Genomic DNA, 13,364 nt, shown 5'->3' with positions numbered 1-13,364 from the left:
GGCAGGAGGCAGATGCGCTAGCATTGTGGTTTTTCCGGGACGACTATAAGAGGCTGGCAAGAGGATGTCTAATGAGCTTAATTCATCGGGTGATAACCGACTGGAAGAGGACGGCCCTGCGGGCGTCGCGGGCGATGCACTGCCTTCGGTCGGCTCCATCGTCAGCCGCCTGCGCTTCCGCCAGGTCGCATTGCTGACGGCGCTCGACGAGCAGGGCTCGCTGCACAAGGCGGCCGAGGTCATGCACATGACCCAGCCGGCCGCTACCAAGGCCTTGCATGAAATGGAGGATGCGTTGGGCGTGACCTTGTTCGACCGCTCCCCGCGCGGCATCGAGGCCACCGAGCTTGGGCGTTGCGTGATCCGCTATGCGCGCCTGATCCAGAGCGACGTGGCCAACCTGCGCGAGGAATTGCAGAACATGATCAGCGGCCGCGGCGGGCGCCTGTCCATCGGTACCATCATGGGCGCGGCCCCCTTTGTCACGCGCGCGCTGTCACGCCTGCGCGAGATCCAGCCGGATGTCTCCATCGAGATCAGCGAAGATACCAGCGCGCGTCAGCTGCTGCTGCTGGATCAGGGGCGTATTGACCTGATGATCGGGCGTTCTTCGGTCAGCTCGCAGCCCAATCTGTATCACTACGAAATGCTGCGCGGCGAGCCCATGTGCATCGTCAGCGGTATCGACCATCCGCTGGCCACGGCGCAGAAGGTGCGCCTGCAGGAGCTGGCCGGGGCTTCCTGGATTCTGTATTCCAGCAACATGCCGATGCGCATCTGGATCGAGCATGAATTCAAGCTGGAGGGACTCAAGGTGCCCGGCAACGTGATCGAGACGGCCTCGCCCTTCGTCACCATCACCCTGCTGGCGCAATCGAACATGGTGGCGGTGATGCCGCTGGACATCGCCCACTTCTTCGCTGCGCGCCAGATGCTGGGCATCCTGCCGGTGAACCTGAAGACGCGCATCGAGCATTACGGCATCGTTACGCGCAAGAACAGCACGCTATCGTCGCTGGCCAAGATGTTCATCCAGATCCTGCGGCAGCAAAACTGAGCAGGCTGTCGCGCTGCATTGCTGATGTTTTTTTACTTGCCAAGGGTTTTCCCGATATCGTCTCGCGTGATTTTCCTGTTAGTGTTCGTCTGCGGTCGGGGTGGCCGCAGACTTTCCCTCAGATTCCGATTTCTCCGGTTGGCCTTCATGAATTTGCGTCTCACGCGCGTGCGCACGCGCCTTGCTGCTCTCGGTCCTGTGTCCTTTCCAGTCTCGTTCACGCACACCATGCTGGTCCCGCTCTGCGTGACCGGTGCCATCCTGCTGGCCGGTTGTGCCGCTCAGAAGCCGCAACCGCCCAACGACGTCGCCAGGCAGGCCCGGCTGGATCAGGCCCTGGCGCTGTTCTCGGCCAACCCGCCCGAAGGCCTGCCGGCTGGCTGGGAGCCCCTGGTCTTTACCCGCAAGAAGATTCCGACCCAATACGGCCTGGTACAGGACAATGGCCGCAGCGTGCTGCATGCCGTTGCTGACCGCGCTTCTTCCGGACTGCGTCATCCGGTCGACATCGACATCAACAAGAAACCCTGGTTGATCTGGAGCTGGAAGGCGGCCGGTATGATTCCCGGCGCCGACCTCGCGCACCGGGAAACCGATGACTCTCCCGTACGCATCGTGCTGGCCTTCGATGGCGACCACGACAAGCTTTCGCTGATGGATACCATCCTCTTCGATACGGCCAAGTTGCTTACCGGCCATGATTTACCCTATGCCACGCTGATGTACGTATGGGATCCCAAGGCGCCCGTGGGCACTGTCATCGCCAACGGGCGCACTGGCCGCATCCAGATGCTGGTGGCCGAAAGCGGTGCGCAACATGTGGGGCAGTGGCGCAATTACCAACGCAACGTGGCCGAGGACTATGAGCGCGCCTTCGGTGAAAAGCCCGGCCGCCTGATCGGTGTGGGGGTGCTCACCGATACCGACAACACCGTCCAGAAGATGCAAGCCTGGTATGGCGACATCCGCCTCATGCGCCAGGCCGAGCCCGTGCAGGCTCCCTGAAGAAACCGGACTGCGGGTTCAGACCCCGCGCCACCAGGCAGCGACGTGGCCCCAGAAACCCTTGGGACCGGTGTCGAAGAGCCAGGGTTTTTCGCGCTTGAGCTTGTCCATCATGTCCTGTTCGGCCTTTTCCGAGACGTTGCCGTAGGCGCGCCCGAGTTTGAGCAGGGTACGCATGGCCCCCAGCTTTTCGCGCGCCACCATGCCGGAGGCATGTTCGATGGCAATGTGGGTCTCGCGCAGTTCCTGCACCATCGCATGGGCCAGTTGCGAGGCAGGCGTCTTCAGACGCTCCTGCACGACGGCGATATTGGTGGCAGAGGCCTTGATTTGCGCGGCCAGCACGTCGATCTGGGTTTCATCTCCCTTGGCCTGCTTGATGATGGCGCTGGCCCAGGCCCGCGAGGCATTGACCAGTTCTTCGGTACCCCAGTCATGGCGCACCGCGATCCAGAAACCGTAGTTGGCGGCCTGCTCGATGAGGATCTGCACCACGTCAGGGAATTCCTTGTCCATCGCCCGTCGCGCCCACGCATACTGGCCCGAGAGCATCAGGTGCTGTACCGCTTCTTCGGTGAGGAAATTGGTGTTCTCGGAGAGCTTGGCCAGCAGGTAGCTGTCGAAGGAGGGTTTGACGAAGCCCGAGTCGATCTTGGTCGAGAGCCGCACGAAGTTGTGATAGTCCCGCTCCAGCGAGTCGTAGATCTCGTCCTTGAGGATGAGTTTGATCTGTTTCATGCGGCTTCCCCTCGGACCCGGTCCGACGTTGTGGTTCCGGCCGCCGCGACTGGCGGCATACCGGGCTGGTTGTGATGACGCAATGTCAATGATGATGCTGTCAGGAAACTTGTTATCGGCAGTTCGTCCCGTAAACTTTACCTGTTCGCCCCGGGGCTGAATGTTAGGGCCTGTTCACATTAAATCTGCATCTCGCAGATTTAATGTGAACAGGCCCTAGTAACTGCGTAATCCGTAGCGCTGCCGGGTTTCCCAGTCGGGCAGCAATTGATCGCGGTAGAGCGCCCAGGTCGGATCGGCCAGGATCGCGGTGCTGGTCTTGCAGCCTTGGCACAGTTGGGCGTGCACGCCAGCGACCACGGGCTCCAGGCCATTGGGATCGGTCACGTAGAACCAGGATTGCTGCAATCCCTGGCTGAACGCCGTACCCACGTAGAGGCTGCGGGTCTTCTTGGCGATGGCGGCAGCCAGCTGGTCGGACAGGGCTTCCAGCCGATCCTGCTCGGGCAGCGCCGGCAAGCCGTCGGGCGTGGCGGGAACGTAACTCACCCGGGTCACCACCACGTACGGAAAACCGGACAACGGGAAGCTGCGCCGCAAGCTCATGTCCAGTTTGACCAGGCTCAGACTCTCCCCGCGCTGGGACTGGTAACTCCACCACTCAGGCTCGGTATCCTGCGCCAGGCCGGAGCGCGCCAGCAGGAGCAGCAAGGCCAGCAAGAGGGCGCGGGTCATGGTCGTCGGGCCGGTTCAACTGGCCAGCAAGGCCAGCAACGCCAGCAAGGCGGGCAGGCCCTGGATGTAAAGAATGCTGCGCTTGGCGGTGAGGCCGCCATAGATGCCGGCCACCAGCACGCAGCTCACGAAGAATACCTGCACGGCATGATCGCCCGTGGCCAGGCTCCAGAACAGCCCGGCGGCCAGGAAACCGTTATAGAGGCCCTGGTTGGCGGCCAGTACGCGAGTGGCTTCGGCGGCCTGGCGCGACTGGCGGAACGTCTTCAGGCCCAGCGGTTTGGTCCACAGGAACATTTCCAGAATCAGGATCCAGACATGTTCCAGAGCGACCAGCAGAACCAGAATGGTGGCGAGCGTGTGCAAGGTTTCTCCCTGTTGTCGTTATACGTTCTTGCAGCGCCGTCGCTGCGTACAGAGTTCTCCGGGCGGCGGGCTTTGGCGATCATGCCTGAAATGGGCCCGCTCGCCAATGCCCTGCGCGGCGCTGCCGCGCTTACTTCGCCTGCAGGAATTTCTCGGCCAGTCGCACCCAGTAGGTGGCGCCGATGGGCAACAGGTCGTCGTTGAAATCGTAGCTGGGGTTGTGCAGGTTGCACGGACCCAGTCCATGGCCCTGATCGCGATGACCGCCATCGCCATTGCCCAAAAAGACGTAGCAGCCCGGCTTGTGCTGCAACATGAAGGCGAAATCCTCGGCACCCATGGTCGGCTCGGTCTGCGCATCCACATGCTCGGCGCCGAACTGTTCGGTCAGTACCTCGACGGCGAAGGCGGTCTCCTTGGGATGGTTGATCAACGGCGGATAGTTGCGGTTGAAGCGGAACTCGACCGTGGCATCGAAGGCGGCGGCTGTGTGCTCGGCGATTTCCTGCATGCGGCGCTCGATCAGGTCCAGCACCGGCAGGCTGAAGGTACGCACGGTGCCGACCATCATGGCCTCATCCGGAATGACGTTGGTGGCGCTGCCGGTATGGATCTGGGTGATCGATACCACGGCGGGATCGTTCGGATTGACGTTGCGTGCCACGATGCTCTGCCAGGCCTGGGCGATGTGAACCGCCGTCATCACCGGATCGACCGCCTTGTGCGGTTGAGCCGCATGCGATCCCTTGCCCCGGACGGTGACATGGAATTCGTTGCTGGAAGCCATCTGCGCACCGGGCGTCACACCGAAATGCCCGGCCGGGATACCCGGCCAGTTGTGCATGCCGAAGACGGCATCCATCGGGTACTTTTCAAACAGGCCATCCTGGATCATGCGCTCGGCGCCGCGTCCGCCTTCTTCAGCCGGCTGGAAGATCACGTAGACGGTGCCATCGAAATTGCGGTGCTGCGCCAGGTAACGGGCAGCGCCCAGCAGCATGGCGGTATGCCCGTCATGCCCGCAGGCGTGCATCTTGCCGGGATGGCGCGAGGCATGGTCGAAGGTATTGATTTCGGCCATGGGCAACGCATCCATGTCGGCCCGCAGGCCAATGGCGCGCGGGCTGTCGCCCGCCTTGATGATGCCGACCACGCCCGTGACACCGAGCCCGCGTACGACTGGAATCCCCCACTCGGTCAGCTTTTGCGCCACCACGTCGGCGGTGCGCACTTCTTCGTAGCACAGCTCGGGATGGGCGTGGATGTCGCGGCGGATCTTCTGCAGTTCGGCGTGGAACTGGACGATGGGGTCGATGAGTTTCATGGGAGTCTGGTGCAATGGCGTTGGTAACAAGTGTGCCTATCTTACCGCGCCTTGGCGGCGCAAGAGCGCCTGTGCAATTTCGTTCAATACAACGGCCGCGAGCCTGCCTAGCATGCACATTTTTATCAGGGGGCGCCGGGCAGGCGCCAGGACACATGATGCTTTCTTCCGAATTCTTCCTGCTGGCGGGTGCGCACCTGCTGGCGCTGGCCAGTCCCGGTCCGGATTTCCTCTTGCTGCTGCGGGGCAGCCTGCGCCATGGGCAGGCCTATGGGCTGGCTGCCGCCCTGGGGATTGCGCTGGCCAACGGGCTCTATATCGAGCTGGCCATCGGCGGCTTCAGCCTGTTGCAGCGAGCGCCGCTGCTGCTGGCGGCCATGCAGTGGCTGGCGGCGTTCTACCTGGCCTGGCTGGGATGGGTCTTCTGGCGCGCCGGACGGCACGCGGCGGTCTTGCCTGATGCGGCAATGTTGACTGCCAAGGTCGCGCCATGGGCCGCATTGGGGACGGGGTTTCTATCGGCCGCACTCAATCCCAAGAATGGCGTGTTTTACTTCGGCCTGTTCACCGTCATCGTGTCCGCGCAGACCGGTGCGTCGACCAAGCTCTTCTATGGCATCTGGATGTTCGGGGCTGTACTGGCCTGGGATGCCGCGCTGGTGTATTTCATCGGACAGCAGCGCGTGATGCGGGCGCTCACGCGCGTGCTGCCGCTCATCGAGCGGGGCGCGGGCCTGCTGTTGATGCTCGCTGCCGCCGCACTGGTCGCCAGTCGCAGCTAGGCGCGGCGATATTGCAGCGGTGTGGCCGCCACCCGGGACTTGAAGGCGCGATGGAAGTGGCTCTGGTCGGCAAAACCGGTATCGAGCGCGGCATGGACGGTGCTGGCACCCCGCTGCAGCAGGGTGCGTGCCTGGCGGATCCTCATGTCCAGCTGCAGGGCATGCGGGGTCAGCCCGAAGCGGCGGCGGAACTGGCGGATCACCTGGTAGCGGCTGGTGCCGGCCAGTTCCGCCAGGGTCGCCAGCGAGACGCGGTCGCGGCAATGGGCCAGGAGGTAATCATGGGCGCGCTGCAGGCCGTCGTCTTCGGGCGCATCGCCGTGCTGCGCGGGCGCGCAGGCATCGGCGCACGCGCGCATCACTTGCTGCAGGCAACGTATCACTTCGCTCTGCAGGTCCGGGTGGCCATGCTCCAGCGCATGCGTCATGCGGTCCAGCCATTGCAGTGCCTCCGGCGAACGCACGACCTGCGACGGCATGCGCACCAGCAACCCGCATGTGGCCGGGGTTTGCGCCAGCAGGGCGGCAAGCCAGTTGGTGTCCAGATGGAACATGCGATAGCTCCAGCGCTGCAGGTCTGCCGGATTGCAGCTGTGCACATCGCCAGCCTGTACCAGGATCACGTCGCCAGGGAAAATGGGCTCGCTGCGATCGGCCAGCGTGAAGACGCTGTGCCCACCGTCGACGACGCCGATGGAAAAACTGTCATGCGTATGCGGCGCATAGCAGGACAGGCTGCCGGTGGCGCGACGGCCTTCGAAGAAGGGCAGGGCGGGAGGACGCCAGAAGTGCGGTGAAGGAGACATGGCAGCACTACGGAAGAGTCGTGACGCGCCATTTTAAGATAAAGTAGCTGCTTGCCTCGCGCGCGCCGAGGGCTTCCGTTTTTTCTTTCCCCGCTTTCTTCTCTGCCATGACCACCACCATCGTCCGTGCCGCCTGTCCCCATGATTGCCCTGATACCTGCGCCCTGCTGGTGACCGTCAAGGACGGCGTCGCCACCGAAGTGCGCGGCGATCCGGCGCACCCGCCGACGGCCGGCGTGCTCTGCACCAAGGTCTCGCGCTATGCCGAGCGCACCTATCACCAGGACCGCCTGCTGCACCCCATGCGCCGCGTGGGCAAGAAGGGCGAGGGCAAGTTCGAACGCATCAGCTGGGACGAGGCCATCGCCACCATCGCAGAGCGCCTGGGCCAGATCGCCCTGCGCGATCCGCAAGCCATCCTGCCCTACAGCTATGCCGGGACCATGGGCCAAGTGCAGGGCGAATCGATGGCCGGCCGTTTCTTCAACCGTCTCGGTGCCTCGCAGCTGGACCGCACCATCTGCGCCTCGGCCGGTGGCGCAGGCTATCGCTACACCATCGGCGCGCGCATCGGTGCCGACCTGGAGCAGGTCGATCACGCCAAGCTCATCATCATCTGGGGCGGCAATCCGATTGCCTCCAACCTGCATTTCTGGACCCGTGTGCAAGCGGCCAAGCGCAACGGTGCACGCCTGATCGCCATTGATCCATATCGCTCGCTGACCGCGGAGAAATGCCACCAGCACATCGCGCTCTTGCCCGGCACCGATGCCGCGCTGGCGCTGGGCCTGATGCACGTGCTGATCGCAGAAGACTTGCTGGACCACGATTACATCGCACGCTACACGCTGGGCTTCGACCAGCTCAAGGAGCGCGTGGCTGAATGGACTCCGGCCCGTACCGCTGAAGTGTGCGGCATCAGTGCGGACGAAGTGCAGAACCTGGCCCGCGAATACGGCCGCGTCGCGCTGGCCGGGGAGGGCGCCTTCATCCGCGCCAATTACGGCCTGCAGCGCGTACGCGGCGGTGGCATGGCCGCGCGCAATGTGGCCTGCCTGCCGGCGCTGGTCGGTGCATGGCGTCATGCTTCGGGAGGCATCCAGTTGTCGGTGTCGGACAGCTTCCCCAAGGATGCCGCCGCCCTGAGCCGTCCCGACCTGGCCGCGCGTCATGGCAAGCCCAGCCGCGTCATCAACATGAGCACCATCGGCGATGACTTGTTGAAGCCGGCTTCGCCCGACTTCGGTCCCCAGGTGGAGGCGGTGATCGTCTACAACTCCAACCCGGTGGCGGTGGCCCCGGAGTCGGGCAAGGTGGCGCAGGGCTTTGCGCGTGAGGATCTGTTCACGGTGGTGCTGGAACATTTCCAGACCGATACCGCCGACTATGCCGATATCCTCCTGCCCGCGACTACGCAGCTGGAGCACATCGATGTGCATGCCTCGTATGGCCACGTCTACATGATGGCCAACAATGCCGCCATCGCCCCGCTGGGCGAGGCCAAACCGAATACCGAGATCTTCCGCCTGCTGGCCGCAGCGATGGGCTTTGCAGAGGACTGCTTCAAGGACAGCGACGATCAGTTGGCCGCCGTGGCCTTCAAGCGCGACGACCCGCGCAGCGTCGGCTACGACTGGGAACAGTTGAAGCAGAAGGGCTGGCAGCGCCTGTCGGTGCCGGTGGCGCCCTTTGCCGAAGGCGGGTTTGCCACGCCCTCGGGCAAGTGCGAGTTCTATTCCGAGCAGATGAAGGCCGCAGGTCTCGATCCGTTGCCGACCTATATCGCGCCCTATGAATCGGTGGCCAGCAATCCGCAGCTGGGCGCGAAATACCCGCTGGCGATGATCTCGCCGCCGGCACGCAATTTCCTCAATTCCTCCTTCGTCAACGTGCAGAGCCTGCGCGATACGGAAGGTGAGCCGCACCTCGACATGCACCCGCAGGATGCCGCCGCACGCGGCATCGCCCAGGGTGAGACGGTCCGCATCTTCAATGACCGCGGCAGCATGCAGGCACGCGTGCGCGTGACCGACAAGGCGCGCATGGGACTGGTGGTGGGCCTGTCGATCTGGTGGAAGAAATTTGCCGCCGATGGCAAGAACGCCAACGAAGTCACCAGCCAGCGCCTGACCGACATGGGCAATGCGCCGACTTTCTATGACGTACTGGTGCAGGTGGAAAAACTGCAGCAGCCGGTGGCGGCCTGAGGTTTTCCGTGCTGCGCCGCCGTGTGCGATGGGGCGCCATCGTTGCCGCGCTGGCGGCGCTGTGGGCGCTCACGGGATGCTCAAGCGTCTCGTATTACGCCCAGGCCGCACATGGCCAGTTTTCGCTGCTGGCCCAGGCCAAGCCGCTGCAGGACTGGATTGATGATCCCGCTACCTCGTCTGCGCTCAAGGCCAAGTTGCAGACCGTGCGCGAGATCCGCCGCTACGCCGTCACCGAACTGGATCTGCCCGACAATGGCAGCTATCGCAGCTATGCCCAGCTGGACCGGCCCTTCGTGCTGTGGAACGTGGTGGCCGCACCCGAACTTTCGCTCCAGCCCAAGCAATGGTGCTTCCCGATTGCGGGCTGCGTGGACTATCGCGGCTACTATCATCTCAAGGATGCCCAGGCCTATGCCGAGACGCTCAAGGCCGAGGGCTACGACGTCCAGGTGGCGGGCGTGCCGGCATATTCCACGCTGGGCTGGTTCGATGATCCGGTGATCTCGACCTTCATCCAGTATCCCGATGGCGAACTGGCGCGGCTGATCTTCCATGAGCTGGCGCACCAGACGGTGTATGCGCCTGGTGATACTTCCTTCAATGAAGGCTTTGCGGTGGCCGTGGAAGAGCTGGGCGTGGAGCGCTGGCTGGCGGCGCGCCACGATCCGGCGATGTTCGAGGCCTACCACCGCTTTGCCGCCCGCAAGCGCGAATTCCTGGCCCTGCTGGACAAGTATCGCGCCCGGTTGAAGGAAAACTACGACAGCCACGCCAGTGACGCCCAAAAACGCCAGTGCAAGGCCGCCATCTTCGCCGCCCTGCATGCCGAATACGCGCAGATCAAGGCCAGCCGCTGGCACGGCTATGCCGGTTACGACCGCTGGTTTGCCATGCCCTTGTCCAATGCGCATCTGGCGCTGGTGGGGGCGTATCACGATCTGGTGCCGGCGTTCCGTCAATTGTTTGCGCGTAGCAGTGGCTTCCCTGATTTCTATGACAAGGTGCGCACGCTGTCGCGCATGGACAAGGCGGCACGTCATGCCGCCCTCGGTGATGCGCCCTTGAGCAGGGGCAAGGCCGATGCAGAAATATTTCCACCCTGCACCAATGGCCGGCCCAAGGACGGTAGGCCGGCGTATCATGCCGGATAAATTTGGGCAGTCGCTGGCTTGCCGTTGAACGTAACAGGCCGGGACTGACCGTGATATCGCTGCCGTTGGCAGCCATTTTGCAAAAAATCTCAAATTTGGGGCGCAAAATGCTTGCCCCGCCGTCGAATGCTGGATAGCATCTGCGTTAAATAAAAAAACACTCGTGCTTTTTTTGCTGTGCGCGCCAACGCGGTGGTCTTGCTTCACTGCGCAGCCCCAGCGCACGTTATGACCGGAGACAGAGGACACACTATGGAAAGATTCTGGCTTGCATCGTATCCCGCAGGCGTTCCCGCTGATATCGATCCCAGCGCTTATGGTTCGCTGGTGCAGATGATCGAAGAGGCTTTCGCCAAGCATGCCGATCGGAACGCTTACGTCTGCATGGGCAAGTATCTCCGCTATGGCGAACTCGATGCCATGTCGCGCGCCATGGGCGCGTGGCTGCAAGGCCTTGGCCTGCAGAAGGGGGCTCGCGTGGCGATCATGATGCCCAACGTGTTGCAATACCCGATCGCCATTGCCGCCATCCTGCGTGCCGGCTACACGGTGGTCAACGTCAATCCGCTCTACACTGCCCGCGAGCTGGAACACCAGCTGAAGGATTCCGGTGCCGAAGCCATCTTCGTGCTGGAGAACTTTGCCTGCACGTTGCAGAAGGTGGTAGCCCATACCCAGGTCAAGCACATCGTGGTGGCCAGCATGGGCGAGCTGCTCGGCACGCTCAAGGGGGCCATCGTCAACCTGGTGGTGCGGCACGTCAAGAAGATGGTGCCGGCCTGGTCGCTGCCCAATGCCGTCTCCTTCAGCCGCGCGCTGTCGCAGGGCGAGGGCAAGACCTTGCAGAAGGTATCGCTCACGCCCGATGATGTCGCCTTCCTGCAATACACTGGCGGTACCACGGGCGTGGCCAAGGGGGCGGTGCTGACTCATCGCAACCTGATCGCCAACGTACTGCAAGCCGAAGAATGGCTGACCCCGGCGCTGAAGTCCGGCAAGCCCATCGACCAGCTGGTGTTCGTCTGCGCACTGCCGCTGTATCACATCTTTGCGCTCACCGTTTGCAACCTGCTGGGCACGCGTGAAGGTGCGCTGAACCTGCTGATCCCGAATCCGCGCGATATTCCGGGGTTCGTCAAGGAGCTGGCCAAGTACAAGGTCAATACCTTCCCGGCGGTCAATACGCTTTACAACGCGCTGCTCAACAATGCCGACTTTGCCAAGCTGGATTTCTCCGGCTATCGCTGCTGCGTGGGTGGCGGCATGGCGGTGCAGAAGAGCGTGGCCGACAAGTGGAAGAAGCTGACCGGCTGTCCCATCATCGAAGGTTACGGTTTGTCCGAAACTTCGCCGATCGCCAGCGCGAACCCTTGCACCATTGATGAATACACCGGGACCATCGGCCTGCCGCTGCCGTCCACCGAAATCGCCATCCTCGATGATGATGGCCATCCGGTGCCGCTGGGCCAGCCGGGCGAGATCGCCATTCGTGGTCCGCAGGTGATGCCGGGTTACTGGCAGCGTCCTGACGAGACGGCCAAGGTCATGACACCGGACGGCTTCTTCAAGACCGGTGACATCGGTGTGATGGACGCGCGCGGATACACCAGGATCGTGGACCGCAAGAAGGACATGATCCTGGTCTCCGGCTTCAACGTCTATCCGAATGAAATCGAAGGCGTGGTGGCGCAGCATCCCGGTGTGCTGGAATGCGCCTGCGTTGGAGTGCCCGATGAGCATACCGGCGAAGCGGTCAAGCTCTTCGTGGTGCGCAAGGACAAGTCGCTGACCAGCGAGCAGTTGATGGCGTACTGCAAGGAACAGTTCACCGGCTACAAGAAGCCGAAGTACATCGAGTTCCGTGATGAGCTGCCCAAGACCAACGTGGGCAAGATTCTGCGCCGCGAGTTGCGGGATGATCCTGCGAAGGCGGCGCAGAAGCAGGCGGCGTGAAACGAGCGCTGCCGTAATCTGATCTTCTTGCGTTCGTCAGTCAGTTTCTGCATCAAGGCCTGAGTTCGGTATTGCACCGGACCCAGGCCTTTTCAGTTTGGGCTCACATAACATCGCGGGTGGTGAGTCGTCATTTTCCTGAGCAGATCGGATTCTCTGGAGGGGCAGGCCGGCTCCTTGCCTGAAGAGTTATTGCACCTTGGGGCGAAAATTCATGCAGTCGCCCGCCATCGTCATTCAGGAGTTGCACGTTTCCATTGGGAAATATTAAAATGCGCGCCGGTGTTACATCAGGGAGGGAAACTTGATGAACACAGGAATCCTGCATGCGCAAAACCCTCCACGGTCTGGAACGGCTGCTTTCAGACTATCAGCACGCCCGCATTCTGCGGCTCACTTTCCCAGACAACGACGCTCCCCTTTCTGAACTGCTCGTCAACAAGCTTGACGCCAGCCACGGTCGTTCACGCGACTTCGCTCTCAATCGTTGGCATCGGGCGGATAACGCCAGACCTGAACCCGGAAACCTGACCTGCCTCCTGCGCGACAGGACGCGGAACAAGCGGCCATGACGACCAAGGGCGGCTACGACAATGCCAATGCGCTGCGCTTCGAAGACAAGAAGGGCCAGGAGCAGTTATGGCTGCACGCCGAGCGCGACCAGCTGACCGAGGTCGAGCACGACGAAGACAAATGGGTCGGCCATGATCGCCGCAAGACCATCGACCACGACGAGACCTCCCACATCGGGCATGACCGCACCGAGACGGTCGACAACGACGAGACCATCACGGTCCACAACAACCGTACCGAGACGGTCGACAACAACGAAACCATCAGCATCGGCAGCAACCGTACCAAGACCATCGGCAAGAACCGCAAGGACCAGATCGGCAAGAACTGGTCGACCCAAGTTGCGCGGATGAAGACCGAAACCATCGGCATGGCCTACATGCAGAACGTCGGCATGGGCCGCATGGAAAACGTCGGCCTGGCCTACAACCTCAACGTGGGCACTGTGATGGCGACGGTGGTTGGCATCAACCAGATCACCAAGGTCGGCAACACCCTGTCGATCACGGCGGGTGAGGAGCTTTCCATTTCGGTGGGCAAGGCCAGTTTGCGCATGACGGCCGACGGCAAGATCTCCATCAACGGTGCCGAGATCGGCATCGAGGCCAGCGGGCCGATGCAGTTGTCCGGCAAAGACGTCGATATCAACTAACCGGGCACTGAT

Annotated in this window: 13 protein-coding genes; 8 read left to right on the top strand and 5 right to left on the bottom strand. The window is 62.5% G+C overall.

The annotated features are described in order from the left end of the window. Positions 1–64: 64 nt before the first annotated feature. Both GWL_RS15695 and GWL_RS15690 read left to right on the top strand, forming a co-directional pair. The gene (locus tag GWL_RS15695; protein WP_008331968.1) at positions 65–1,057 is read left to right on the top strand and encodes a LysR family transcriptional regulator; all 993 of its coding nucleotides are present in this window, start codon (positions 65–67) and stop codon (positions 1,055–1,057) included. A 228-nt stretch (positions 1,058–1,285) separates the two neighbouring features. Then, the gene (locus tag GWL_RS15690; RefSeq protein WP_008331961.1) at positions 1,286–2,062 is read left to right on the top strand and encodes a DUF3047 domain-containing protein; all 777 of its coding nucleotides are present in this window, start codon (positions 1,286–1,288) and stop codon (positions 2,060–2,062) included. A gap of 18 nt (positions 2,063–2,080) precedes the next feature. Here the strand turns inward: GWL_RS15690 and GWL_RS15685 are convergent, their stop codons facing one another. From GWL_RS15685 to GWL_RS15670, 4 genes are all read right to left on the bottom strand, one after another. Continuing rightward, entirely contained in the window at positions 2,081–2,800 is a 720-nt protein-coding gene (locus GWL_RS15685) for a DUF4088 domain-containing protein (RefSeq protein WP_008331958.1), read from the bottom strand. Between the two features lie 216 nt (positions 2,801–3,016). Continuing rightward, positions 3,017–3,535, bottom strand: a complete 519-nt coding sequence (locus GWL_RS15680; RefSeq protein WP_008331948.1) for a DUF695 domain-containing protein — start codon at positions 3,533–3,535, stop codon at positions 3,017–3,019. Positions 3,536–3,550: 15 nt separating this feature from the next. Continuing rightward, on the bottom strand, positions 3,551–3,901 hold the full coding sequence (locus tag GWL_RS15675; protein WP_008331946.1) for a DUF1304 domain-containing protein: 351 nt from the start codon (positions 3,899–3,901) through the stop codon (positions 3,551–3,553). A 130-nt stretch (positions 3,902–4,031) separates the two neighbouring features. After that, entirely contained in the window at positions 4,032–5,225 is a 1,194-nt protein-coding gene (locus GWL_RS15670) for a M20 aminoacylase family protein (protein WP_008331944.1), read from the bottom strand. Positions 5,226–5,383: 158 nt separating this feature from the next. Between GWL_RS15670 and GWL_RS15665 the strand changes: the two genes are divergently transcribed. Further along, the gene (locus GWL_RS15665) at positions 5,384–6,007 is read left to right on the top strand and encodes a LysE family translocator (RefSeq protein ID WP_008331942.1); all 624 of its coding nucleotides are present in this window, start codon (positions 5,384–5,386) and stop codon (positions 6,005–6,007) included. On the opposite strand, the gene GWL_RS15660 is transcribed toward GWL_RS15665, so the two are convergent. Next, positions 6,004–6,813 carry an AraC family transcriptional regulator gene (locus GWL_RS15660; RefSeq protein WP_008331940.1) on the bottom strand — a complete coding sequence of 270 codons (810 nt, stop codon included), beginning with the start codon at positions 6,811–6,813 and terminating at the stop codon, positions 6,004–6,006. The two genes, GWL_RS15665 and GWL_RS15660, sit on opposite strands and share 4 nt — an antisense overlap. 107 nt (positions 6,814–6,920) lie before the next feature. Between GWL_RS15660 and GWL_RS15655 the strand changes: the two genes are divergently transcribed. The 5 genes from GWL_RS15655 to GWL_RS15635 all read left to right on the top strand — a co-directional run bounded on the left by GWL_RS15655 (position 6,921) and on the right by GWL_RS15635 (position 13,352). After that, positions 6,921–9,020, top strand: a complete 2,100-nt coding sequence (locus tag GWL_RS15655; RefSeq protein ID WP_008331938.1) for a molybdopterin-dependent oxidoreductase — start codon at positions 6,921–6,923, stop codon at positions 9,018–9,020. Positions 9,021–9,028: 8 nt separating this feature from the next. Next, the gene (locus GWL_RS15650; RefSeq protein ID WP_008331937.1) at positions 9,029–10,174 is read left to right on the top strand and encodes an aminopeptidase; all 1,146 of its coding nucleotides are present in this window, start codon (positions 9,029–9,031) and stop codon (positions 10,172–10,174) included. A 252-nt stretch (positions 10,175–10,426) separates the two neighbouring features. Further along, positions 10,427–12,127 carry a long-chain fatty acid--CoA ligase gene (locus tag GWL_RS15645; RefSeq protein WP_008331930.1) on the top strand — a complete coding sequence of 567 codons (1,701 nt, stop codon included), beginning with the start codon at positions 10,427–10,429 and terminating at the stop codon, positions 12,125–12,127. 326 nt (positions 12,128–12,453) lie between these two features. Continuing rightward, positions 12,454–12,699, top strand: a complete 246-nt coding sequence (locus tag GWL_RS15640) for a hypothetical protein (protein ID WP_034350986.1) — start codon at positions 12,454–12,456, stop codon at positions 12,697–12,699. Continuing rightward, entirely contained in the window at positions 12,696–13,352 is a 657-nt protein-coding gene (locus tag GWL_RS15635) for a type VI secretion system Vgr family protein (RefSeq protein WP_008331928.1), read from the top strand. Before GWL_RS15640 ends, GWL_RS15635 begins: the two co-directional genes overlap by 4 nt. The last annotated feature ends 12 nt before the right edge of the window (positions 13,353–13,364 follow it).

It is taken from the genome of Herbaspirillum sp. GW103 (assembly GCF_000261365.1).
Taxonomy (GTDB): Bacteria; Pseudomonadota; Gammaproteobacteria; order Burkholderiales; family Burkholderiaceae_D; genus Herbaspirillum.
The sequence above is the reverse complement of the archived record's forward strand: the minus strand, read 5'-3'. Positions and strand labels throughout refer to the sequence as shown.